At 67.0% G+C, this 26,853-nt stretch carries 10 protein-coding genes; 5 read left to right on the plus strand and 5 right to left on the minus strand.

Annotated features, from left to right (window positions below):
• Positions 1–69 precede the first annotated feature (69 nt).
• Together F9278_RS48375 and F9278_RS48380 are read left to right on the plus strand one after the other, a co-directional pair.
• Positions 70–7,650 carry a non-ribosomal peptide synthetase gene (locus F9278_RS48375; RefSeq protein WP_152173487.1) on the plus strand — a complete coding sequence of 2,527 codons (7,581 nt, stop codon included), beginning with the start codon at positions 70–72 and terminating at the stop codon, positions 7,648–7,650.
• A gap of 111 nt (positions 7,651–7,761) precedes the next feature.
• On the plus strand, positions 7,762–9,558 hold the full coding sequence (locus tag F9278_RS48380; protein WP_264300227.1) for a siderophore-interacting protein: 1,797 nt from the start codon (positions 7,762–7,764) through the stop codon (positions 9,556–9,558).
• Between the two features lie 74 nt (positions 9,559–9,632).
• Here the strand turns inward: F9278_RS48380 and F9278_RS45230 are convergent, their stop codons facing one another.
• From F9278_RS45230 to F9278_RS45245, 4 genes are all read right to left on the minus strand, one after another.
• Positions 9,633–9,884: a phosphopantetheine-binding protein gene (locus F9278_RS45230; protein WP_152173489.1), complete on the minus strand. Its 252-nt coding sequence runs from the start codon at positions 9,882–9,884 to the stop codon at positions 9,633–9,635.
• 65 nt (positions 9,885–9,949) lie between these two features.
• Positions 9,950–10,807 carry a class I SAM-dependent methyltransferase gene (locus F9278_RS45235; protein ID WP_152173490.1) on the minus strand — a complete coding sequence of 286 codons (858 nt, stop codon included), beginning with the start codon at positions 10,805–10,807 and terminating at the stop codon, positions 9,950–9,952.
• Positions 10,807–12,567, minus strand: coding sequence for an ABC transporter ATP-binding protein (locus F9278_RS45240; protein WP_152173491.1), 1,761 nt, complete (start codon positions 12,565–12,567; stop codon positions 10,807–10,809). Before F9278_RS45240 ends, F9278_RS45235 begins: the two co-directional genes overlap by 1 nt.
• A complete protein-coding gene (locus F9278_RS45245) occupies positions 12,564–14,237 on the minus strand; it encodes an ABC transporter ATP-binding protein (protein WP_152173492.1) in 1,674 nt (557 codons plus the stop codon). The genes F9278_RS45240 and F9278_RS45245 overlap by 4 nt, the downstream gene beginning before the upstream one ends.
• Before the next feature lie 392 nt (positions 14,238–14,629).
• Between F9278_RS45245 and F9278_RS45250 the strand changes: the two genes are divergently transcribed.
• The 3 genes from F9278_RS45250 (at position 14,630) to F9278_RS48385 (ending at position 24,697) form a co-directional block, all read left to right on the plus strand.
• Positions 14,630–24,202 carry a non-ribosomal peptide synthetase gene (locus F9278_RS45250; protein ID WP_193241930.1) on the plus strand — a complete coding sequence of 3,191 codons (9,573 nt, stop codon included), beginning with the start codon at positions 14,630–14,632 and terminating at the stop codon, positions 24,200–24,202.
• A 148-nt stretch (positions 24,203–24,350) separates the two neighbouring features.
• Complete coding sequence (locus F9278_RS45255) at positions 24,351–24,578, plus strand: hypothetical protein (RefSeq protein WP_193242121.1); 228 nt, start codon at positions 24,351–24,353, stop codon at positions 24,576–24,578.
• Positions 24,575–24,697 (plus strand): hypothetical protein, encoded by a 123-nt coding sequence (locus tag F9278_RS48385; protein WP_264300202.1) that lies wholly within the window; start codon positions 24,575–24,577, stop codon positions 24,695–24,697. Before F9278_RS45255 ends, F9278_RS48385 begins: the two co-directional genes overlap by 4 nt.
• Before the next feature lies 1 nt (position 24,698).
• Here the strand turns inward: F9278_RS48385 and F9278_RS45265 are convergent, their stop codons facing one another.
• Positions 24,699–26,660 (minus strand): SMI1/KNR4 family protein, encoded by a 1,962-nt coding sequence (locus F9278_RS45265; RefSeq protein ID WP_152173495.1) that lies wholly within the window; start codon positions 26,658–26,660, stop codon positions 24,699–24,701.
• Between the last annotated feature and the right edge of the window lie 193 nt (positions 26,661–26,853).

The raw sequence follows: 26,853 nt of genomic DNA on the forward strand, positions 1-26,853 counted from the left end.
CTTGCCTCGGTCGGCTCGACCTGGTCTCAAGAGAAGTGGGTGTGGCTTCCGTTGACGACTTTCGATCGTGTGGAGTTGACTGCGAGCCAGCGCGGCAATTGGGTGGCACGGAAGCTTGCTCCCGAGTCCTCGGTATTTTGCGCGGGTCAGTTGATCTGGCTGAACGGCCCGGTCGATCCGGCCCTGTTCGCGTCCTCGGTCAGTGTTGTCTTCGCGGAGACCGACGCGTTGCGGGTACGTTTCGGCGACGACGACGGTGTCCCTTTTCAGTACATCGACACCGCCACGACACTCACGACAGAGATCGTCGACGCCGGCCACGGCGATGATCAGATCCGGGTACTGGCCCGCGAACAACTCACCGCAGCACCAGCCACCGCCGCCGGGGAACCGACGACGACCTCGACCCTGATCCGCCGCGAGAACGGCACCTGGGCATGGGTCCTGGTCACCAACATCCTGCTCGTCGACGGCTACAGCATTTCTCTGTTCATCCGCCGCGTCGCCGAGGTCTACTCCGCACAGCAGGCCGGCGATTCGGTCCCGGACCGCTGGTTCGGCACCCTGGAAAACATCACAAACACCCACAAGCGCAACGATTCCAGCGCCGAAGCAGACGTCACGTACTGGAGCAGTGTCCTCGGGGTCGAGAACACCAGCCAGGTGGAGGACTTGTCGGGAGTCTTCGTATCCTCAAGCCAGCCAGTTGTCGTCCCGATACCCGACGACACCTACTCGAAGGTTCAGCAGTTCGCCCGCACCGCGCGGGTCTCCTGGACCGATTCCCTGATCGCGCTGTGGGGTGTCTACACCGCTCTGGTCGAGGGGCGTGACTGTGTAGCGGTCCGGGTTCCCTTGATGCTGCGCGACGATCGCGAATCACTGAGAACACCAAGCGCGATCTCGAGAGCAATCCCGGTTGTCACCACGATCAGCCCGTACCACGTCTTTGCCGATGTCCTCAAGGCCGTCGCGGACCAGTTGAAGACTTCCCGGCGTCACACGACTGTCGAAGATCACCAGATCGCCCGTTTGTGGCCGAATGGGCAAGCGTCGTATCTCGCGCTCCCGACGATCAACATCAGACTCTTCGAATCAATGCCGCGCCTGGGCGACATCGACGCGATCCCTGAAACGATCAGCACCGGTCCGGTCGGATCGCTCGACCTCGCGATCTACCGCCACCCCGACTCCGGAATCCGGCTAGAACTGTCCACGGGCTCCGCCACCGGCAACCCACTCCGGCACGCCGAACAATTCAGCCACTTCCTCAACACCGCCCTTCACGGTTCCCCGGCCCAGACCCTGCACGAACTGAGTACCGGATTCACACCCGATGTTGATGGTCCGGACTCGACGTGGGTACGAGGCGAGACGCTCGATGTTGCGCCGACGACAGTGGACGTGTCGGTGACGATGGACGCGCTGGTGCGTCGCCGGGTCGCGGCTGATCCGGACGCGGTCGCGGTCGTCGCCGACGACGGCAGCGAACTCACCTACAGTCAGTTCGATGCACGGGTCAACGCTCTCGCCCATCTCCTGGTCGATGAGGGCGTGCGGGTCGGGGACCGCGTCGCGATCGCCATGACGCGTTCGGTCGACCTGGTCGTGGCGCTTGCCGGAGTGATCCGCGCGGGAGCGGCCTACGTGCCGATCGATCCGGGATATCCCGCAGAACGCGTCAAGCACATCCTCGACAACGCCGCACCCAGCGTCGTGATCACCGACCGACACACCGCCGAGACACACAAAGACGCACTGGGCGAACATCCCGCACCACTACTCCGCATCGATGACCGCGACATACAGCAGCACCTGGCCACCGGTCAGGAAACCGCCCCTGCTCTGACGCGGCCGTTGAACGACCTCGACGCGGCTGTCGTGATCTTCACTTCAGGAACGACAGGCAACCCGAAGGGCGTGGCCCTCACGCACCGTGCACTCGCCAACCGCCTCGCCTGGGGTCAGCGGGCTCTGGATTACAGGCCAGAGGATGTGGCGCTGTCGAAGAGCGGTGTGGGTTTTGTCGATGCCGTGACCGAGTTGTTCGGGCCGATGATCGCCGGTGCCCGGATCGTGGTCGTGGCCGCGGAAGCCGCGCAAGATCCAGCCGGCCTGCTCGACACGATCGCCCGACACCGTGTCACACATCTGCTGACCGTGCCCAGTCTGGCCGACGTCCTCGTCCGCCATGACGACGCACCCACAGCGCTGGCCACGATCCGGTCCTGGATCTCCTCCGGTGAGGCACTCACCCCGGGCACCGCGACCACCATGCGAACGACCACACCGCAAGCGGTACTCCACAACTTCTACGGCTCGACCGAGGTCACCGGCGACGGCACGGCGGCCATCATCACCGACACCCAGAACACTCCGATCGGTGCACCGGTCGCGAACACGACAGCACGTGTTCTTGACGCCTGGCTGCGCCCGGTACCGGTCGGTGTGGCAGGTGAGCTCTACCTGGGTGGAGTGCAACTCGCCGATGGATACGTCGCACGTCCGGGTCTGACGGCTGACCGATTCGTGGCTGATCCGTTCAGCGACGACGGCGCGCGGCTGTATCGCACCGGCGATGTCGTGCGATGGAACTCCGAAGGGCAGTTGGAGTACCTCGGCCGCAGCGACGACCAGGTGAAGATTCGCGGACACCGGATCGAACCCGCCGAAATCCGCGCCGTCCTCGAACGGCACCCGGCAGTGTCGGGTGCCGCGATCATCGCCCTGGACCATCCCGCCGGCGGAAAGTACCTCGCCGCGTACATCACCACGACCAGCACCACGACCAGCACCACGGACGCGGTGCCGACCGACGCACTCCGCGAGCACCTCGCACGATCGCTGCCGGACCACATGGTCCCCACCACGTTCACACGCCTGGACCGGTTCCCCGTCACCGCCAACGGGAAGCTCGATCGCCACGCGTTGCCGCAACCAGACCTGACCGCAGGCGCAGCCGACGGCCGCGCACCGCAAACCGTCACCGAGATCGCCCTCGCCGGCATCTTCCGCGACGTACTGCACCTCGCCGACGACCTCGACCTCGGCGTGGACAACGACTTCTTCCGCATGGGCGGACACTCGCTGCTCGCCACACGAGTCGCCGCACGCGCCAACGCACTGCTCGGCGCGGCACTCACGTTGCGCGATGTCTTCGACCACCCCCGCATCAGCGAACTCGCCCGTATCGCCGACACCACCACCGCTACCACCGCTACCACCGAGACGTCCAGCACGCGAATCGGCGAACTACCACGCCCAACCCCACTACCCGTCTCGTACGGACAACAAGCACTCTGGCTGATTGATCAGTTGGGTGGGCCGGGTGGGCGGTATGTGGTGCCGGTGGTGCTGCGCTTGGGCGGTGATCTGGATCCTGATGCTCTGATCATGGCGGTACGGGATGTGGTGTCTCGTCACGAGGCGCTGCGCACGCTCTTGGTGGAGAAGGACGGCACGCTACGTCAGGTCGTCGTTCCAGCGAACGAGACGGCCGACAGGCTCTCTCTGCTCGTTGAGGACGTCACGGGTGTGGATGCTGCCGGCGTGGATGCGCGGGTGGGCGCGGTGGTGCAGGCCGGGTTCGATCTCGCGGTCGACATCCCGATCCGTGTCGCGCTGCTACGCGCCGACGCTGACGACTGGGTGTTCGTTGTCGCGGTACATCACCACGCAGTGGATGAATGGTCGTTCCCGTCGCTGCTGAGCGACCTGTCGACCGCTTATCAGGCGCGGGCCGCGGGGCAGGAGCCGGGATGGACGCCGTTGCGGGTCCAGTACGCGGACTACGCGATCTGGCAACGTGAGGTCCTGGGGGAGGCGTCGGATTCGGGTTCGCTGCTTTCCGAGCATCTCGCCTATTGGCAGGACGTCCTCGCGGGTGCGCCCGAAGAGTCCGCGATCACGCTGGACCGGGCCCGACCGGCGACACCGACCCACCGCGGTGCGGATCTGCGGTTCACCATCGATCCACAGGTCGTGACCGGCCTGCGTCAGGTCGCGGATGAGCAGGGCGTGAGCATGTTCATGACGCTCCAGTCCGCGACCGCGTTGACCGTTTCGGCGCTGGGCGCCGGTGCGGATGTGGTGATCGGTTCACCGGTCGGTGGACGCACCGAGGACGGCCTGGAAGACCTGGTCGGATACTTCGTGAACACGCTGCCGATCCGCCATCGGTTCCATGCCGGTGACTCGATCACCGACGTTCTGCGGAACACCAGGCGAACGGTGCTCGGCGGGTTCGAGCACCAGGCCGCACCCTTCGAGGAAATCACCCGTGTGCTGGGCACCGAGCGATCCGTCGGCCGCAACCCCCTCTTCCAGATCATGCTCACCCACCGCGTCGCCGACAGCCGCCGAGCGGGCGGCCTGCGCATCGGGAACGTCACGACGACACCGAGTCCCGCGGCGGTGGGCGCGGTCAAGACCGATCTCGACCTCGACATCTTCGATTCGCTCAACGGTCTGTCGGGGAAGCTCTCTTACGCGACCGATCTGTTCGACGGTGCTACCGCTGAGCGGTTTGTCGCCGTCTTCACGTCGGTGCTGGAGACGATCGCTGCCGGTCCAGAGGTGCGGGTCGGTGACCTGGACCTGTTGCCCGCACCGGAGTCGCGACAACTCGACGCGTGGTCGTGCGGTGAGACGCTCGATGTTCCCGGGGCGACTCTTGACGAGTTGGTGCGCCGACAGGTCGCGGCGAGCCCGGACGTGGTCGCGGTCATCGCCGACGACGGCACTGAACTCACCTATGGCGACCTCGATGCGCGGGTCAACGCTCTCGCTCACCTCCTCGTCGAGGAGGGCGTACGGGTCGGGGATCGGGTCGCGGTCGCCCTACCGCGCTCGGCCGAGTTGGTGGTCGCGTTGGCCGGGGTGATCCGCGCCGGGGCGGCGTACGTGCCCATCGACCCCGACTACCCCGCCGAACGCGTCAAGCACATCCTCGCGGACGCCGAACCACGGGCGGTGATCACCGACCGGCACACCGCCGGTGCTCAGCACCACGTGCTCACCGATCATCCTGTGCGCATCGTGGTCATCGACGACGAACCTGTGCGGCAACACCTCGATGCCGGCGTGATCGACCCACCGCAGCTTTCGCGTCCGCTGCTCCCGTCGGATGCCGCGTACGTGATCTTCACCTCCGGCACCACCGGACGCCCCAAGGGCGTTCAGATCAACCACGAGGCGATAGTCAACCGACTGTGGTGGATGCGTGATCTCTACCGGATCGGTGCGCAGGATCGGGTGCTGTTGAAGACCCCGTTCACGTTCGACGTGTCGGTGTGGGAGTTCTTCCTGCCGCTGGTCACCGGCGCGGTGGTGGTCGTGGCGCAGGAGGGTGGACACAAGGATCCGCAGTATCTGCTCGAAGTGATCGATCGTCGCGCGGTGACGGTCACTCATTTCGTGCCGTCGATGCTCCAGGCTTTTCTCACCTCGGCCCCGGACCGGACGTCGGTGGGTTCGGTACGACGAGTGTTCTGCTCCGGCGAGGCACTGCCCGTGTCGCCCGCGGCCGGAGCCGTCGCGCTGTTCGAGAACGCGGAGTTGCACAACCTCTACGGGCCGACGGAGGCGGCCGTGGACGTGACCGCTCACCCGGTGGTTCAGGCCGGGCTCGTCGACGCGGTGGGGGTGCCGATCGGTGTTCCGGTGGCGAACACGACGGTGCGTGTCCTGGACGCGTGGTTGCGTCCGGTGCCGGTCGGTGTGGCAGGTGAGCTCTACCTGGGCGGGGTGCAACTCGCGGACGGATATGTGGCTCGCGCGGGCCTGACCGCTGACCGCTTCGTGGCTGATCCGTTCAGTGACAAGGGCGCACGGTTGTATCGCACGGGCGATGTGGTGCGGTGGAACTCCCAGGGGCAGTTGGAATACCTCGGCCGCAGCGATGACCAGGTGAAGATACGCGGGTACCGGATCGAACCCGGCGAAATCAGCGCCGTACTCGAACAGCATCCAGGAGTGTCGGGCGCGGCGATTGCCACCTTGGATCACCCGGCCGGCGGGAAGTACCTCGCGGCATACGTGACCACGGCCAGTGCCACGACGGCCAGTGCCACGACGGCCAGTGCCACGACGGCCAGTGCCACGACGGCCAGTGCCACGACGGCCAGTGCCACGACGGCCAGTGCCACGACGGCCGAGGACGCGGTGCTGTTCGACGCGCTGCGCGAGCATCTCGCCCAGTCGCTGCCGGACTACATGGTGCCCGCGACGTTCCTGCGCCTGGACCGATTCCCGGTCACGGCGAACGGGAAACTGGATCGCCGCGCGTTGCCGCGACCGAGCCTGGCCGCCGGCACAGCCGACGGCCGGCCACCGGAGACCGACACCGAGATCGCCCTCGCCGGCATCTTCCGCGACGTACTGCACCTCGGCGACGACGTCGACCTCGGCGTGGACAACGACTTCTTCCGCCTGGGCGGCGACAGCATTTCCGCGGCACGACTCGTCGCCTGCGCTCGTGAGCACGATCTGACGTTCAAACTGTCCGAGGTGTTCGTGGGACGGACCATCGGCGCCCTCGCCGCGCTGCTTGCGCCGCCGACGCACGACGCCATTCCGGCCGAGCCGGTTCTTGTGCCGACTTCCGCCGCCCTTGAGCGCTTGCGCGAGGCGGACGCCGCGCCCGATGAGTACGTCTTCACCGAGCTGATCAACCTGCCCGCGCGGTCGACGAGCGAATCGGTCGCCTCGTCCTTCCGCTCACTCGTCGCCAACACGGACGCGCTTCGCCTGTCGGTCGACGCTACCGGCCGGCGGCTCTGGTTCACCTACCTCCTGCCTCCGGAAACAGTCCAGCCCCAGACCGTGGAGCTGACCGCCGACACGAACGTCGACGTTGACGCGATCAGGTCGGCCGCCGTTGATCTCATCGACATCTCGACCGGCCGCCCGGCCGCCCTCGCATTCACACACCACCCCGAACAGACGGTCGCGGTGCTCGCCGTCCACGCGGCCACCGTCGACCGAGCCTCACTGCACCGTCTGGCGGAGGCACTTCAGCAGGCAGTGTCCGGCGTAGGAGAAGTGGCCCGCCCACCAGCGCTCGTCCCCGCGCTCGAAGCCATCGAAGCAGCCGGCGACACGGTCGCCACGGACGGCCTCGATCGTTGGAAGGGCCTTCTCGCCCGAGCCCGGACGATCGACGTACCCACCTTTGCTCATGCCACCGTCTCCACCTTCCGCTGGGACAGCTCCCTCACCGAAGGCGCCGTCAGCAAGGCCATCCGCAACGCGCTCCACTCAACGGGAATCGCACCACTGATCGGCGGCGTGGTCGACGAGGAGGTCCCGCTGACTCCCGCCGACAACACGATGTCGGTCGGTCCGTTCACCGCGGTCGCCACCATCGCCCTCGACGAGGCCGAGGCGACCGGGACCGCCGAGCTGGCACTGCTGCGCTACCACAACAAGGCCGGACGCCGAGCGTTGCGGCGTGCCCCCTCTCCCGCGGTGATCCTCACGCGGGTCTATGGGCCGGACAGCGGGTCACCGACCCCAGAAGGCACCGAGCAGTTGTATCGCGCGGTTGTCCGGTATCACATCGCCCCGGACACGACGACGATCACTTTCCTCGGCTTCGCTGAAAAGGTGGTCACCGATCTCCGAGCAGCACTGGCAGACGATCTTTATTAGGTTAGGCAATGCTAAGGTTTTTGGCATCTGACACCTGTTCGATGAGGAGTCGCCGTGCCGCGTCGTGCCCGCCCCACCGTCGTACACACCATTGTCCTGCGGGATTTGGAGGTGGCGCGGGTTGTCGACGTCACTCCCGGGATGCGCCGTGTGACCCTGACCGGTGATCAGCTGGGATCGTTCACCGGAAGCGACGGTACGACCTTCCCCGAGTTCGCCAGCGAGGGATTCGACGACAACGTCCGGTTGATCTTCCCGTACCCCGGCGAGAGCGAGCCGGTGGTCCCGGTCCACAAGGACGGCAAGTACAGGTGGCCGGCCGACCCGCCGGCGCTGTGGCGGGTGTACACGGTACGGCGTTACGACGCGCAGGCTCGCGAGCTCGACATCGACTTCGTGAAGCATGGTGTGGGCGTCGCGACGACGTGGGCGTACCGGGCGAACCCCGGCGATCGCCTCCACGTCGGGGGACCTTCGGTCTCCACCAGGCGGCCCGAAGGTTACGACTGGTACCTCGTCGTCGGCGACGACACGGCCCTCCCGGCGATCGACCGGTTGCTCGGGGAACTGCCCGACGAAGCACAGGCCGAGGTCTGCATCGAGGTGGCCGAGGAGTCGCACCGGATCGACTTCCCGGAACGCCCCGGTGTCGAGGTGACCTGGGTCGTGCGGAACGGACTGGCAGCGGGATCCGAGCCGTTGCTGCTGCGGGCAGTACGCGAGGCCGGCCGCCGGCGAGAAGGCTCGATGTTCGCCTGGCTCGCCGGGGAACAGTCCGTCGTACGTGATCTGCGGCGGTATCTCATCGAGGAGCGCGGTGTCGACAAGTCCGACATCGACTTCACCGGCTACTGGCGGCGCGCAGAGGTTGTGGCGTTGGACGAAGACCCCGCCATGCCGGACCCCGAGCGCAACGGCGAGGCCTTCGACAAGTTCCACGAGATGTCCGAGTTGCTTCCGCCGTTGGCGATTCGGGCGGCCGCGAATCTCGGTATCGCCGACTGCATCAGCCGCGGAGTGCGCACCGTACCCGCGCTCGCACGGCACACCGGCGCGAACGAACGCTCCCTGGCGAAGTTCCTGCGGTATCTGCAGGCGATCGAACTCCTGGAGCAGGAAGGTGATGAATACAAGCTCAGTGAGACCGGCGAGTTCCTGACCAACGAGTCCGTGCTCGATCACCTGGTTTCCGGCGGGGTCGACTTCCGTATGTCGCAGGCATTCTTCGGTCTTGAAGCGGCGGTCCGCCACGATCACGCGGTGTTGGAGTCGGTGACCGGCAAGGACTGGGACGCCCTCCGCGGCGATGCGACCTTTGAGCACAAGCGTCTGGAGAACAAGTCCCGGTTCGCGCAGGTACTCGCCGAGCCGCTCGCGAAGTCACCCATGCTCGGGGGCGTCGGCAAGGTGGTTGTCCACGCGGCTGGTGCCGTGGTCCACGCCGACTACCTCACCGCGGGGCATCCGGAGGCGACGGTGACCGTCGTGGCGCTCCCTACCGCGGCGGACTGGTTCCGCAGGGACATTCCGATCAGCATCGCGGATACGACGCGACGCGACCGGATACGGATTGTCGAGCAGTCGGTGTTCGAGAAGACCGAACCCGCGGACGCCGTACTGATCATCGACACGCTCGGGCAGTACCGTGACGCGGAGGCGAAGCTCATTCTTCAGCGGGCCGCCGCGAGCCTGAGCCCCGGTGGCCGGGTGCTGCTGGTGGAGGACACGTTCGATCCCGCCGAGTTGGACGAGCATGACGCGGAACTCGACATTCTGCGGTTGACACTCCACGGGTCCGGATACTGCACCGAGGACGAACTCGAAGCGGTCATCGCCGGCGCCGGATTGAAGGTGATCGCGACGTCGCTCGTGGGGTGGGGTAACACGTTGCGAGTGCTGGCACCATGACCTGAGGTTGTGGGCCCGCCGAGCGGTGCGGCCGGGTCGTCCACGACGAGCCCGGCGACCGCCCTACCGCAGGATCATGAAGCCACTTCGTCACCAGCCTGGAGCTTCTCGATGACCTCGATCCAGTGACCCAGGCGCGAGTCCTCGGCCAGGGTGATGAAGTCGATCCGGTCCACCCCCGCGGTGCGCCACCGCTCCACCAGATCCATCAGGCGCACCGAGTCCATCCCCTGGTCGCGGAGGCTCAACTCGTAGTCGATCTCCGCGGGTTCGAGGTACAACACGTCGGCGACGTCGGCGATCAACTGCTCGGTGCTCAGGCTCATCAGGACTCCTCGTTCATTTCGTTCATTGCTTGCCCAACCCCTTTTGACGGTGCCAGCCGGCTGTGTCACACGGTGGCGATCAGCACTTCTTCGCCGCTGTACGGTCGCAGGCCGTCGGTCCGGCCCGCGAAGTAGCGATCGGCCAGGGCGGCTGCCGAGACGTATTCGGCGTCGGCGAAACCTGCTTTCCGCGCCAGCTCGATGATCTGGCCGGGAGTGTAGAAGCCGATGAACGGCGTACCGGCCCGCCGAGCACCCTCCCTGGAGGCTCGCCGAATCTGCACGTCCTCGGGCGCGAGATCCTCGAGATGACGGAAGAACGTGAGGATCAGTGAGGAGCCGGACGGCAGACTCGCCACCTGCTTGAGAGTCGCCGTCGTGGCCTCTTCGGTCAGATACATGGTGACCCCCAGCCAGGACACCACCGCGGGACGTGAGGTATCGAATCCCGCCGCCTGCAGCCGATCCCACCAGTCGTCGTTCGCCTCGAAATCGACCGGAACCAGACGCAGCCAGTCCGGGATGCCATATCCGAGTTCGATCAACCGGTTCCGCTTCCATCCCTGCGTCTCCGGCTGGTCGATCTCGAAGACGGTCATGGTCGAGCCCGCATCGGGATGCCGCTGAGCGTAGGTGTCCAGGCCCGCGCCGAGGATCACGTACTGATCCACGCCGTCGCTCGCGGCCTGCGCCACCAGGTCCTCGGTCAACCGCGCCCGTCCGACGACAGTGGCGCGCTTTCCTCGCGAGTCGCCGGGGACCATGTCTCCGCGCTCGCGCCATCCGTCGTCGTCCTGCGCCAGCCGGGCACCCAGCACGTCCGCCAGGACGTGCGGCGGCTCGTCCACCTGTGTGTGCAAGGCGCGCCACAACGCGGTCCGTACCGCTGTGTTGTCCGGCGTGCCGACAACATTTCCCGTCATCAGTCAGTCCTTCCTGGCTTGTTGTTCATGCCCCGTCCGGCCTCCCACGCGCTCCACAGCCCGCCGTACACGCCACCAGCGGCGACCAGCTCGTCATGTGTTCCGGTCTCGATGATCCGGCCGTGCTCCATGACGACTATCCGGTCACAGGTCGCGGCTTGGGAGAGGCGATGCGCGATCACCAACCCGGTGCGACCACGCAGAGCCGCCTCGGCGGCACGGTCCAACAACCCCGCATGGGTGGAGCCGGCCTCGGCGGTCGCCTCGTCGAGGATCGCCAGTTCCGGGTCGGCGAGCAGTAGCCGGGCGAGGGCGAGCTGTTGAGCCTGTGCATCGGTGAGCGGATGCCCACCGGTGCCGATCATCGTGTTGAGACCGTCCGGCAGCAGGTCGAGCAGACCGGCTGCCCCGGTGGCGTCCAGCGCCGCGTGGATGTCGTCGTCGGTGGCCCTGGGGGCGCCGAGCGTGAGATTGTCCCGCAGGGTGCCGGCGAACACATGCGTCTCTTGGGTGATCAACGTGGTTCGGCCGGGCTGGGCCACCGTCCCGGCGTCGGGTAGATGGATACCGGCGATGACGGCGGCAAGCGTCGTCTTGCCGGCCCCGGAGGCGCCGACCACGGCGATGCGTTGACCGGTGGGGACGTCGAGGGTGAGGTTGTCGAACACGCGGGGGCCGTCGCCGTAGCCGAACGCGACCTCGTGGAGCCGCACGGCGATGCCCGTGTCCGCCGTCGCTGTCGGCTCGTCCGTCTCCTCCGGGATGGTGGCGACCCCGATGATGCGGCTGAGCGATGCGAGGGCCGACTGGAGGTCGTCGACGACGTACAGCAGCTCGTTGATCGGTCCGAGCAGGCGCAGGACGATCAGCATCGCGGCGGTGGCGCCGCCGACGGTGGACGCGTCCGCGTCGATCAGGACGAAGCCGACGACGAGGACAGTGGCCAGGCTCAGACATTCGCCGAGGTTCAGGCGGAGGCTGAGCATGGCCATCACGGTGCGCGCGCGGAGTGTGTGCACCGCGACGCCCCAGGACGCGGCCATCACCGTGTGGTGCCGCTGCCCGGCGAGCCCGAGCCCGAGCACGGTGGCGTAGCCGCGCTGGGACTCCAGGATCTGCTGCGCCCGCGCGCTCATCGCCGCGCGTTCGGCGCCGTACACCCGCGGGCCGACGCGGAGATACCAGCGCATGACGAGTACGTAGACGGGCAGTACGACGGCGAACGCGGCGGCGTACGGCCATTCCAGCGCGGCGAGCCCGCCCAGCGACACGACGATGGTGAACCCGCTGACGGTGAGCGCGGGGATCACGGCGGGCGCGGCATCGGCTACGGCGGTGACGTCGTCGCTGGTCCGGGAGATCAGGTCCCCGGTCCCGGCGCGCTCGACGAGGTGCTGCGGGAGTGTCATGGCACGGCCCACGAGCTGTTCGCGCAGCGCGGCGAGGATGGTGTGGTAGACGCGGGTGGCGAGCACGATCGTCACCGCGGTGCCGACCGCGCCGAGAACCGCCGAGAGCACCATGACGGCCGTGACCGTCAGTACGGTGCCGAGGTCAGCGGTACCGGCCTGCACCCGGTCGACGAGGAACCCGATGATCACGGGCGGGATCAGGTTGACGCCGGTGCTGACGATCCCCAGCACTCCGACAGTGGCGAGCCGGAGCCGGTGCCCGCGGCTGAGCCGCCACACCTCCCTGGCTGTCTCCCTGCTGCCCGCGACCGGCAGCGCCTGCCCGGTTGCCGCGGATGCCCCGCTCATAGCGTTGTCCTTGCGCGTATCGGTGCGTCCTCAAGCAGGTCGACGACGTGGTCGCAGCTGCCCAGCAACGCGGGGGAGGAGGTGATCAGCAGGGTCGAGCGGCCCGCGCGGACGTCGCGCAGCCGCTTCGCGATCGTGTGCTCGGTGACCGAGTCGACCGCCGTGGTCGGGTCGTGCAGCACGAGCACCGGGGCGTCGCTCGCCAGGGCGCGGGCAAGCGCGAGTCGCTGGAGCTGGCCGCCGGAGAAGCGGTTGCCGTCCTCGCCGACCGGGAGGTCGAGATCGGCGGCGAAGTCACCGCACGCCGCGGCTCGCACCGCGGCTGTCACCAGCTCTGGTGTGGCCGCGGTGGCGGTGAGGTTGTCGCGGATCGTTCCGCTGAACAGCATGACCCGGTGCGGAGTGAACGTGACTCGGGAGCGGTACTCCTGCGCGGTCAACGCCCGCGCGGCGATCCCGTCCAGCCGCACCGCGACCTCGCCGCCAGGCTCGCGGGGATCCAACAGCGCCTCCGCGATGCGGGCAGCGGTCAGGTCGTCGGTGCGCACTCCCACGAGTTCGCCGGGCTCCACCCGGATCGTCGCGGTGGGCGTGGACACCTCCAGCACCGGCAGCTGCTGAACCACCGGCCGCGCCGCGTCGTCGGCCTCGGGCGCCGCCGTCACGTCGGTCTTCAGTACGTCGAGGATGCGCGCGGACGAGGCGCGGGATCCGGCGAGGTTGGGGATGGAATCGTTCGCGATCGACTGGATCTGCGGCAGCAGTGCCTGAGCGAGGCCGACGGCGGCGATCAGCCCGCCGACGCTCAGCTGCCCGTCCACGGCGAACCAGCCGGCCAGCCCCATCACCGCCGCGACGAACGTGCCGGTGACCACACCGGAGCCCATCAGGAATCGCCCCAGCAGTCCCGCGTTGCGCTTGGCACCGACGAGCGTCTCCTGGCTTGCCTGCCGGTACCTTCTGGTCGCCTCGGTCTCGGCGCGCATCCCCTTGACCACCCGATAGCCGGCCACGACATCCGTGGCCAGTCCGACGGTGGTGGCCAGCAGCCCCTGGTACTCACGGGTGTCCCGGGACAGCCGCTCGCTGAGCACGCCCATCAACCACACCGCCAACGGCGCCCCCACCAGCACCGCGAGCCCGAGCAGCCAGTGCGTCCGCAACAGCGACACGGCGATGAATCCGATGGTCATGATCCTCGCGATCGGCATGATCACGAGCTGAACCCCGTTGGCGAGGCGGGCGACGTCATTGGTCATCACCGAGACGACACCGCCGTCCGGCGCGTGGGCGCCGCCGCCGACCGGATGCAGCACGCCGGTCGAGAGGGAACTCCGGAGGCGGTGCTGCAGCAGCTGTATCGCATACGCGGTCAGTTGGACAGCGAACTTCGCCGCCACCGTCAACACGATGTACAAGGCCACCAGTACGCCGAGCCACAGCACCAACTGCCCCGCGTCCCCGGTTGCCAACGCCCGGTCGATCGCAAGGCCCATCACCACGGGGACCGCGGCCTCGCCCACCTGCCACACGATCGCGGCCAGCGCCGCGGGAACGGAGACCCGCCGCACCGAGAGGATCACGCGCAACAGGAATCGACCGGCCGTGGTCCCCGAGTCGGCCTCGAACGGCTGGACCTCGGGCGGATCGGTGGGCGCCTGCCAAAGCACAGGCAGACGACGGGTCAGAGGTCCCCGCCCCAGCCCCGACGGGTCGGAGTGCGAGGCGTTCCTCATGGCCGCCCCCGGTCCGTGCCCAGCAGCAGGATGTCGGTGTGCTGAGTGAGCACCGCAGCCACCCACACTCGCTGCTGCCGTGCTCCGGAGACTTCGTCTTCCTGGAACGACCTGTCCGGGATCGAACTCCAACAGGCCGTTGTCGCGGGGCGGTTGTCGTACCTGATGGAGCCTTCTCCTCGGTCGGGTGCCGGGATGGGTGGTGGCACGGGGCAAGGTTAGCCTACCCTTCATTGAGGTTCTAGTGATCGTTGCCTCGGTTCGGCTCGATCTGGTCTCAAGAGAAGTGGGTGTGGCTTCCGTTGACGGCTTTTGATCGTGTGGAGTTGAGCGCGAGCCAGCGAGGCAACTGGGTGGCTCGGAGGCTTGCCCCTGAGTCCTCGGTATTTTGCGCGGGTCAGTTGATCTGGCTGAACGGCCCGGTCGATCCGGCCCTGTTCGCGTCCTCGGTCAGTGTTGTCTTCGCGGAGACCGACGCGTTGCGGGTACGTTTCGGCGACGACGACGGTGTCCCTTTTCAATACGTCGACAACTCCACGACACTCACGACAGAGATCGTCGACGCCGGCCACGGCGATGATCAGATCCGGGTACTGGCCCGCGGGCAACTCACCGCAGTACCAGTCACTGCCGCCGGGGAACCGACGACGACCTCGACCCTTGTCCGTCGCGAGAACGGCACCTGGGCATGGATCCTGGTCACCAACATCCTGCTCGTCGACGGCTACAGCATTTCTCTGTTCATCCGCCGCGTCGCCGAGGTCTACTCCGCACAGCAGGCCGGTGATTCGGTCCCGGACCGCTGGTTCGGCAGCATGAAGAACGTCATGGACGCCAAGAATTCCGGCGATTCCAGGACCGAAGAAGGTGCCGCGTATTGGAGTGGCATCCTCGGAATCGAGCACGCCGGCCACGAGAACGTGGAGGACTTGTCCGAGGTCTTCGTATCCTCAAGTCAACCAGTTGTCGTCCCGATACCCGACGACACCTACTCGAAGGTTCAGCAGTCCGCCCGCACGGCACGGGTCTCCTGGACCGATTCCCTGATCGCGCTGTGGGGCGTCTACGCCGCTCTGGTCGAGGGTCGTGACTGTGTAGCGGTCCGGGTTCCCTTGATGCTGCGCGACGACCGCGAATCGCTGAAAACACCGAGCGCGATCTCAAGGGCGATCCCGGTCGTCACCGAGATCAGCCCGTACCACACCTTCGGAAATGTCCTCGAGATCGTCGCGAACCAACTGAAGACTTCCCGGCGTCACACGACTGTCGAAGATCACCAGATCGCGCGTCTGTGGCCGAGCGGCCAAGCCTCGTACCTCACGCTCCCGACGATCAACATCAGACTCTTCGAATCAACGCCGCGCCTGGGCGGCATCGACGCGGTCTCCGAAACGATCAGCACCGGCCCGGTCGGATCGCTCGACCTCGCGATCTATCGCACCCCCGAATCCGGAATCCGGCTAGAGCTGTCCACGGGCTCCGCCACGAGCGATCCGTTCTTGCACGCCGAGCAATTCAGCCGTTTTCTCAACGCCGTTCTCGACGGGTCCCCGGCCCAGACTCTGCACGAATTGAGTACCGGATTCACGCCCGATACCGACGGCCCGGATCTGTCGTGGGCGCAAGGCGAGACGATTGATATCGCGCCGACGACAGTGGATGCGCTGGTGCGCCGTCGGGTCGCGGCTGATCCGGACGCGGTCGCGGTCGTCGCCGACGACGGTAGCGAACTCACTTACGGTCAGTTCGATGCGCGGGTCAACGCTTTTGCCCAGCTCCTGGTCGATGAGGGCGTGCGGGTAGGGGACCGTGTCGCGATTGCCATGACGCGCTCAGTGGACCTGGTCGTGGCACTTACCGCAGTAATGCGCGCGGGAGCGGCCTACGTGCCGATCGATCCGGGATATCCCGCAGAGCGCGTCAAGCACATCCTCGACAACGCCGCACCTGCGCTGGTCATCACCGATCAACTCACCACAGAAATGCATCAACACGTACTGGGTGAACATCGCGCACCGGCACTGCGGATCGACGACCACGAAGTACAGCGACGGCTGGCTGCCGGTCAGGAAACCGTCCCCGTTCCGGCCCGGCCGCTGAACGACCTCGACGCTGCCGTGGTGATCTTCACTTCAGGAACGACAGGCAACCCGAAGGGCGTGGCCCTCACGCACCGTGCACTCGCCAACCGCCTCGCATGGGGTCAGCGAGTACTGGATTACAGGCCGGACAGTGTGGCGCTGTCGAAGAGCGGTGTGGGTTTTGTCGATGCCGTGACCGAGTTGTTCGGGCCGATGATCGCCGGTGCCCGGATCGTGGTCGTGTCCGCGGAAGCCGCGCAAGATCCAGCCGGCCTGCTCGACACGATCGCCCGACACCGTGTCACACATCTGCTGACCGTGCCCAGTCTGGCCGACGTCCTCGTCCGCCATGACGACGCACCCACAGCACTGGCCACGATCCGGTCCTGGATCTCCTCCGGTGAGGCACTCACCCCGGGCACCGCGACCACCATGCGAACGACCGCACCGCAAGCGGTACTCCACAACTTCTACGGCTCGACCGAGGTCACCGGCGACGGCACGGCGGCCATCATCACCGACACCGGGAACACCGCGATCGGTGCACCGGTCGCGAACACGACAGCACGTGTTCTTGACGCGTGGCTGCGCCCGGTGCCGGTCGGTGTGGCAGGTGAGCTCTACCTGGGTGGAGTGCAACTCGCGGACGGATACGTCGCACGTCCGGGTCTGACGGCTGACCGATTCGTGGCTGATCCGTTCAGTGACGACGGCGCGCGGCTGTATCGCACCGGCGATGTCGTGCGATGGAACTCCGAAGGGCAGTTGGAGTACCTCGGCCGCAGCGACGACCAGGTGAAGATTCGCGGACACCGGATCGAACCCGCCGAAATCCGCGCCGTCCTCGAACGGCACCCGGCAGTGTCGGGTGCCGCGATCATCGCCCTGGACCATCCCGCCGGCGGAAAGTACCTCGCCGCGTACATCACCACGACCAGCACCACGACCAGCACCACGACCAGCATTACGGACGCGGTGCCGACCGACGCACTCCGCGAGCACCTCGCACGATCGCTGCCGGACCACATGGTCCCCACCACGTTCACACACCTCGACCGGTTCCCCGTCACCGCCAACGGGAAGCTCGATCGCCACGCGTTGCCGCAACCAGACCTGACCGCAGGCGCAGCCGATGGACGCCCACCGCAAACCGCCACCGAGATCGCCCTCGCCGGCATCTTCCGCGACGTACTGCACCTCGCCGACGATGCCGATCTCGGAGTGGGCAGCGACTTCTTCCGCCTGGGTGGGCACTCGCTGTTGGCCGCACGAGTCGTCGCGCGCGCCAAGGCACTGCTCGGCGCGGCTCTCACGTTGCGCGATGTCTTCGACCACCCCCGCATCAGCGAACTCGCCCGAATCGCCGACACCAGCACCGATGCCACCGCTACCACCGAGACGTCCAGCACGCGAATCGGCGAACTGCCACGCCCAACCCCGCTGCCCGTCTCGTACGGACAGCAAGCGCTCTGGTTCACGGAGCAGATCGCAGGGCGTCCGATCTATCGGACTGAAATCGTGCTGCAAGCAGGCGTGCGGCTCGATGTGGATGCTTTGGCAACGGCGGTACGCCGGATAGTCGCTCGTCACGAGATCTTGCGTACGATCCTCGTGCCGGATGAGGAGACCTCATCGCTCCGCCAGGTCATCTGTGCGGAACCCGACGACGACACCAAGGTTTTGGAGGTCGAACACGTCGGTCCTGAGCTGCTCAGCGACAAGATCGCTCAGGTTGCCGCACTGCCAATTGACTTCACCTCCGAGTTCGGGCTGAAGTTTCATTTGTTGCGCCATTCCGATGGCGATGTGCTGATTGCTTACGGGCATCACATAGTTACCGATGCGGATTCCTTCGGGATCCTTGTTCACGAGTTGAACAAGTTCTATCTCGAAGCGGCTTCCGGTAATTCCACCGAGGTCGCGCCCTTGCCGATCCAGTATGCCGACTTCGCGGTCTGGCAGCGACATGTGCTGGGCAGCCGGAGAGATCCGGAGTCTCGCTATCAATCGGACCTGCGGTACTGGCAGGACATGCTGTCGGATCTCCCGACGGAAACCGTCCTGCCCCTCGACCAACCACGCGAAGGATCCGAAGAGCGAACCATCCGACCTGCCACCACGTCCCTCACGAGCGATGAGACGGCCACGGTCGATGAATTCCTGGTCGAGCACAAGGCAACACCGCTGCAGGCGTTGATTGCGGCATTCTCGTTGGCGCTCTGGGACGAAGGTGCCGGCGATACGGTGCCTATCGGCACCCCGGCCAGTCTGCGCGACCAGCCCGAGTTGCAGGACCTCATCGGGTACTTCGTGAACACCGTCGTGGTGCGCGCCGATATCGACGCGGCGACCGGGTTCGCGCAGACGCTGCTCCGTTGCCGCAATCGCATGCTCGAAGCCGCTGACCACAAGCTCGTTCCGTTCGAGCGCGTCGTCGAGGCGGTGAACCCGCCGCGGCAGGTCGGGATCAGTCCGCTTTTCCAGGTGATGGCCGCCTACGTGGATCGCGGTGGAGATTCAGATGCGGCGTCGCCGCTCACCAACTACGCCTCGACCACTGCGGATGGCCCGCTGGCATCTCAGCCCGCCCTGTTCGATCTCGTGTCGAGTATCGAAAGACTTGACGGCGGCGCATTCGGAATGAATCTGAACGCGGCCCGCGAGTTGTTCTCGGCGGAAACCACATCACGATTGCTGCGGAAGACAGCGCGCTTCCTTGTACTTGGATCGCGGCACCCGGATCTGACGGTCAAGCAACTCGCCCAGATCGTGCGTGCCGGCGACGAGAGCCGGACCGAAGCCGTCGACAACGTCGGTGACATTCGCCGCTTCCAGCTGCCGCTCGAAGATTTCGACATCAGTGCGGCTCCGTTCTGGCGGGCGGCGATCGATCACGTCAGTCACGCCCTTTCGGGAGCAAGCCTCGCCCTGCGATTGGCGATCCGCGACAACGGCGCCGGTGAACTGGTCGCCGAGACCGGCAATCCCGAGTTGCTGGATGCGGTCAGGGAGAAGCTCACCGAGCTGGTCACCGCCTATCAGGCAAGAATTCCGATGGTCGTCGTCACACCCACTCGGGCCGCGTCCGGATACAAGGACGACGAATTGGCGGCTGTCCTTGACGATCCGTTCTGGGAGGACTGGGTAGATCAGCTCGCTGATGCGACCGCCACTGTGCTGCCGCAGCGCGGCGACTCGGTGTCTTCCGAAGCATCGGAAGCATCGGAAGCATCAAGCGTCACGGCTGGACGAGCGGCTCCCGCCGCAGACGAAACCTCCGAGACCTCCGAGACCTCTCTGCGGTCCGTTGTGCTGACGGCCGTGGACAAGGCCTTGGCCGAGATCACTGAAGGTGATCTGCTCGTGGAGTTCCATGAGTCCGACGGTCCCCTGATGACGCGTGGATTCCCCGTGCTGCTTGATGATGGTGATGTCATCGCGCTGAGCCCGGAGCGAGCGGCCGAATACGCCTCGCTCGCCGGACACCCCCGGTTCAGCCGCTTCTTCGATGATCTTCCGATCCCACGGATCCGGGTAGGGGTGTTCCGCAGCCACGCGGAGCGGATCACCGAGCCTGCCGCGAGTGTCGGCGTACCGGAGGACGGACTCGACATCCATGTCCTCGTCGCGGATCGTGAGCCCGGCGATTGCGTCGTCCGCGTCCGGGTGGAGTCGGCGGACACCGTTGATGTCGACACCGAGGCACTGGCCGCCGCCATCGCTGAAGATATTGCCGGAGCCGGAGCCGGCGCCCCTGCCCCTGCCCCCGGCCGCGAGCGTCGAGAGGCATTCACTCTGCGTCGAGCCGACCGCGTCACATTGACGCCCGGCGAAGAGGAATCCATCCGAGCCCGCTACGGGCACGACGCCCAGATCCTTCCGCTTGCCCCGTTGCAGCGCGGATTGTTCTATCACCTGCTGCGGTCCCAGGAATCCGACGACCACAACACCTACGTCTCGCAGATCACCCGGCAGATCGCGGGAGATCTCGACCCCGAGCGGATGACGGCCTCCATCGCCAGTGCGATGGAGAGGTACCCCAATCTCCAGGCGGCGTTCGTCCCTCCCGGGGACGTACAGGTGATCCCGTCCGGTGTCGAAGTCCCGGTGCGGGCCATCCGATTGGACGAGTGGGGTGGCCGCGGGGTCGATGTGGAGCAGTTCCTGGCGGCCGAGCGAGGTGAGCCGTTCGACTTCGAGGTCCCGCCTCTGATCCGATTCACGCTGCTCGAACACGGCCACCAGGCGTGGACAGTGGTCATGAGTTTCGAGCACATCCTGCTGGATGGCTGGTCCATCAACGCGCTGTTCGCCGAAATCCTCAGCATCTACGCCGATGACGGATACGTCGATCGCGTGCGACCGGCGTCTTTCCGCTCCTACCTGGACTGGGTCGACGACCAGGATCCCGCTACCGCCTATCGCGCCTGGGACGGCTACCTCGCGGAACTGGCCGGTCCGACGTTGCTGTGCCCTGACTTCGTCGACCTCGGTGACGCACAGAGCGAGACCGGTGAACTTCACCTCGATCTCAGCCCCGCAGAGGCCGCGATGGTGTTCGCCGCCGCACGAGACGCCAAGGTCACGGTGGGTACCTTGCTGCAGACCGCCTGGGGGATCGCGCTCAGCCGGCTCACCGGCAGCAACGACGTCGTATTCGGTAACACGGTTTCCGGTCGGCCGCCGTCGTTGCCCGACGCCGACCGCATCATCGGGCTGCTGTTCAACACGGTCCCGATGCGGGTGAGTCTGCCCCCGTTCCAAACGAATCGGCAGTTGCTCGCCAGCGTCCAGTCCGAGCAACTGCTCGTCATCGACCATCCGCAAGCCGCTCTGACACAGATCCAGACCAATGCAGGCGTTCCTGTTCTGTTCGACACGCTGTTCGTGGTGCAGAACGTGCCGCTGGGCACGGCTGCGGGCCCAGATACAGCCGGGTTGCAGGTCGTCGACGCAAAGGTCGATGACGCGACGCACTACCCAGTGACGTTCGCGGTCGACCCGGAAGAACGCGACGGAGCGGCGACCGTGCACGTGCGCCTGTCCTACCGCCGGGACGTTTTCGATGCCCCGGCCGCGCAGCTGTTGCTCAAGCGCTACGTCCAAGTGCTCGTCTCTCTTACTCACCGGCTTGACGAGCCCGCTGGTACGTTGTCCGCCCTCTTGCCGGACGAGACCGCCCCGCACACGGGTATCGCCGCTGATCTCGTCCGCGACATCGAACCGGTCACGGTCGCCGAGTTGCTGCACCGGCAGGTGCGGCTGTCCGGATCGGAGACGGCGCTGGTCGCCGGCGATCGCCGGTTCACCTTCGCGGAGTTCTTCGCCGAGGTGAACCGCTACGGCCGACTTCTGCTCGACGAGGGAGTGCGCCCGGAGCATCGGGTCGCGCTGCTGCTGCCGCGCGACGAGCGCACGGTCATCGCGATGTTCGCGGTGTTCGCCATCGGAGCCGCCTACGTCCCGGTGGACAGTGAACTGCCGGACGAACGGATCGGCTACATGATCGAGGTCGCTGAACCGACCGTCACTCTGGTGACCGACCGCGACGTGGATCGGCTCACCGGCGCAGTCGGCAAGGTGATCAACCTGGATTCCACGACGACGGTGGATCGCCTCGCGCAGACCGAAACAGCTCCGATCACGGCAGCGGAACGAGGCGGGGAGGTCTCGCTCGACAACCTCGCGTACATCATCTTCACCTCGGGAACCACCGGACGGCCCAAGGGAGTCGCCGTCGGCTACCGCGGACTGACGAACATGTACGTCAACCACGTGGAGAAGATCTTCGACCGGGTGGTGGACCACCAGCGCGGGCGCCGGATGAAGATCGCGCACACGACGTCCTTCTCCTTCGACGCCTCGTGGGAGCAGCTGTTCTGGCTGCTGAACGGCCACGAGGTGCACGTCATCGACGAGGAGATGCGACGCGACCATCAGCGGCTGCTGGCGCACTACGACGAGGTCTGCATGGACGGGTTCGACGTGACCCCGTCCTACGGGCAACTGCTCGTCGAAGAAGGGCTGCTCGATCGGGACCGGCCGGCCGGCCGGTCCGTGTCCTCCGACGCGCCCGGTGTCGTCTTCGTCTCCCTCGGCGGCGAGGCCGTCCCCGACCGGCTGTGGCAGCAGCTGCGCGGCGCCCCCGGAGTCGAGGCGTACAACCTCTACGGACCCACCGAGTACACCATCAACGCCCTCGGCGCCGACCTGGCCGACAGCACCGACTCGAGTGTCGGGACGCCGATCTTCAACACCCGGGCCTACATCCTCGACGAGAACCTGCAACCCGCCCTTCCCGGTGTCGCCGGCGAGCTCTACCTGGCCGGCGAAGGAACCGCGCGCGGATACTGGGGCCAGTCCGCGCTGACCGCCGAACGTTTTGTCGCCTGCCCGTGGGAACCCGCGGAACGCATGTATCGCACCGGAGATCTCGCCCGGTGGAACGAAGCCGGGATGATCGATTACCTCGGTCGCGCCGACGAGCAGATCAAGATCCGCGGCTATCGCATCGAACCGGACGAGATCCGGGACGTGGTGCAGGAGTTCCCCGAGGTGACGCGCGCCGAAGTGGTCGCCTTCGAGCATGCCACGGGGCTACAACTGGCCGCCTACTACCGCACGACCGCGGACCGCGACATCAGTGAGTCGTTGCGCAACCATCTGGCCAGGTACTTGCCTGACTACATGGTCCCGGCAGCCCTTGTCCCGGTGGAGTCCTTCCCCCTCACCCCGACCGGCAAGCTGGATCGCCGAGCGTTGCCCGCGGCCGACGTGGCCGCGTCCGGAGTCAGCGCGGGCCGGGCACTGGAGTCGGAGACGGAGCTTGCGGTGGCCGCGATCTTCCGTGCCGTGCTCGACCTCGACGAGGGACTGGTCCTGGGCGCCGCGAACGACTTCTTCCGGCTGGGCGGGCATTCGCTCGCGGCAATGCGGCTCGCGTCGCAGATGAATCGCGCGTTCCCCGTGAACATTGCGATGCGGGACGTCATCACCGCTTCGACGATCGGCGAACTGAGTGCGGTGGTCGACAAGAAGCTGCGGCCGGGCGCCGATCCCGAGGTCGACATCACCGCGATCGCGACCCGATTCGCTCAGTCCCTGAACGGCCGCACTCTGTTCTGCGCGCACCCGAAGTTCGGCGCCTCGTCCATGTACTCGGAACTGTCGAGATACCTTCCGGACGGGGTCGGGCTGGTCGGGATCGATGATCCGGCGATCATCGGCCTGGACGTCGAGTTCGATGACCTCGACGACCTCGCCTCGACCTATGCCGACGTCATCCAGGGGCTCCAGCCGGCCGGACCGTACGAGCTGCTGGGTTGGTCGTACGGCGCGCACATCATGTTCGCGGTGGCGCGCCAGCTTCTCTCCCGAGGGGAACGCGTCGGCCCCCTGGTGATCGTGGATGCCATGCCTGCCGGTTCGGAAAACTCGACGGAGATCCTCGTACGACCGGGATCCGCCGAGTCGATGCGTGACGAAATGCTGAAAGCCTTCGGCGAGGAAGCGTTCAACGAGTTGCTCGCCGACGCGAAGCAACTCAAGGCTGTCGAGACGGCCGGCCGTCGTTGTGATGTCCTGACGTCCGTGCCGACGCGGGGCAGTCTCGACATCGAGACGCTCGTGATCGCGTCATCCGCGACGCACGCGCCCCGAGTGGCGGAGCTGGGCCGCGAGGACGCGCTGGGCTGGGACGGTCACTTGACCAACTTTTCGTTCTTCGTCGCCGAAGACGAAGACCACCAGTCCATCCTCGAACCCGATTCCGGTCTGCTGAAATGGGGCCCACTGCTGACGAACTTGTTGGTCAGCTGAGTAGGTGTCTTTCTACCTGCGCTGTTCATGAAGGAGGCACAGCCAGCCGGTGTGTGCTGGCTGTGCCTGCCGTGTTCCGCGTTCCTGACGAGCTTGTGCATGGTTGGCGTTGACACGTCGAGGGCCGTGAACGTTGATCATGGTCGGTGTGGTGGGGAACCGGGCACGAATCGGTGAAGTACGGCCGCTGTTGGCGATGCGCGGCTGTGCTGTCGCCCCCGGCGTCCGGCTGCGTACGCTCGCCGAGGTCAGTGGTGAGCCACGGCATGTCGTCGCCGAACGGTTCGTCGGCGAGGGCTGCGAGATCCCGAGGCTCCTGACGCAGACGCGGCGAGCCGACTCCCGCCGGTCGACAGCTCCTTCCTCGGTGAGATGATCTCCGGCCCGGTGCATCTCATCGTCAATCGCGGCATGCGTCCGTTCACGCGCGCGGACGCGGAGCGCATCGTCACCGTGGTCCTCGCCGGCCTCCGGGCCACGGCACCGGACGTCTGACTCACCCCACCCGGATCACCATGTACGTCTCGCCGTCCCTCGGCGGACGCGTCCAGGAGCGGGTGGTGAAGGTGTGCAGCCGCCCGCGCAGGATCGCGTGGCGCGGCAGGGACACGCCGAACTCCCCGCTCACCGCTTCCAGCAGCGACCGCTCCACGTCGGCCCCGACCGGCACGGCGCCGAAGAACCGGGTCGGATCCAGCGCCGGCGGTATCGCCCCGCTCGACCGGACCTCCCCGTCCGTGTAGGTGAACGCGTACTGCTCGGCACCGTCCCGCGCCACCGAAAGGTGGAAGAACGGCTCCCTGTGGGCCGCCCTCAAACCGCACCACACCACCACCGAGCGGGTGCCGGCGCCGGCGCCCACGGCCGGGGAGACGAGCCGCTCCCGAGGGAACGGGGCCGGTTCGCCGTCGAAGGCGAAGCTCCAGTCGGCGCCGGCCCTCCCGACCGCCATCAGTGCCCTGTCGTCGAAGGACGAGAACTCCCGCCTGTTCTCCAGCGACCTGCGGCGCGCCTCCCAGGCGGTCAAGGGCCCGCTCAGCGAGGCGCCGTCACTGCCGCCGTCCCCGCCATCCTCGCCGTGGACTCCGTCCCCGTCCCTGCCGCCGGCTCCGCTCCCGCTCCCCTCTGTGAGACGCGCGGGCAGTTCCTCCGGCGGCACCCCCTCCACCAGGACGAACCGGTAGGACCTGCGGTTGTGACCCGGGTCCGGCTCCGCGAGCCACGCCAGACCGGCCGGGTCGTGGTCGGCGGCCGGACGGGGCGCCTCGCCCGTCTGCCCGCCCCTCGGCGTGGACAGCAACTCGCGGCCCCGCTCCGCCGTCAGCAGCGGCCCGAGCACGGGGTCGGCCACCCATCCCAGCGGCGCCAGATGGTCCGGCCCCAGCGGTTCCCACAAGGGCAGGCCGTCCATCAGCGTCCGCCACGCCCCGTCGCAGTCACCCCACCGCGCCAGCTCCCGCGCCCGCTCGACCGCCGCCCCGAACGGCCCGGCCGCCGTATACCGGTACGTTCTGCTCCGCACCTCGTCCAGCGTCGCATGGGCCCGCGACACCAAGTCGTCGTCGGCGCCCCGCAGATGGAACCTCAGCGTGGAGTCGTCCCGGTGCGAGTGCGCCGCCCGCTCGGCGACCAGCGCCGGCAGCAGCTCGGAAGCATACGTCGGGTCCGTCGCCAGTCCGTCGAAGTGCACCATGTAGGTCTCGCCGAGCAGACGGCGTATCTGGTCGCCCAGCGCGGCGGCCCGCGGTCTGCCGTACGCCTTGGCCTCGTCCAGCGTCCGCACGGCCCGCTCCCACTCGCCGCGCAGCGCCTCCAGCCGGCCCTCTTCCAGCAGCGCGTCCAGCCTGCGTGTCGTGTCGTTGACGAACTCCGGTTCCCCGTCGCTGCGGCCCACACGCAGGTTGTGGAACTCCCGGTGCATGTCCCGCATGAACTCCCGGAAGTTCGCGTGCCGTTCGGGCGGCGCGGCGCGCCAGCTCGCCCAGGTGTACACGGCCCACTCGCCGTCCTCGTCCATGTCCTCGGGATCCATGAGGACATGCGTGATGTCGGACGTGACGTCGAGCTGAAGACCGCGCCGCCAGATGTCCACCTCCAGCCGCTCCTCGGGCCCGGCGTCCTCGTCGAGCTGCTCCTCGAACATCTCCGCGAGACCCGACTCGTCGGCGTGCCAGCGCGCGTCCTGGGTCCCCGCCAGCAGCCACACGAACCCGCCCGCGTGCCGCCAGCCGTCGCTGACCTTCAGGAACTCCCGGTACGACGGGGGCATCCGTCGCCCGAGACGCTCCTCCAGGGCGGCGATCCGCTCCTCCGGAGCGGGCGGAAAGCCCAGCCACCGCGCCCGGCGCGCGGCCTCGTCCTGCTCGTCGCGTGTCTCGTCGTCCGGCAGGGAATCCGCCCACTCCCCGCTCCACCCGAGCAGGAACGACCGCCAGTCGAATGCCGTGGTGTCCGTCATGTGCCCGATACTGCCAGCCGCCACTGACAGCGCCCCGAGTCCTGTGGACCGACCGCCGAGCCTTGTGGGCCGAGCGCCGCCGCGGTCCGGTCGCCGCTTACGCCGAACGGGTGAAAGTGTCCGGTTATCGCCGTTCCGCCGTAAATGTGTGGACTGGGGGCCTCCCTCGACGGGACACTTCCGACTTCCGAAC

Origin of the sequence: Streptomyces phaeolivaceus, assembly GCF_009184865.1 — a bacterium.
Classification (GTDB): Bacteria; Actinomycetota; Actinomycetes; order Streptomycetales; family Streptomycetaceae; genus Streptomyces; species Streptomyces phaeolivaceus.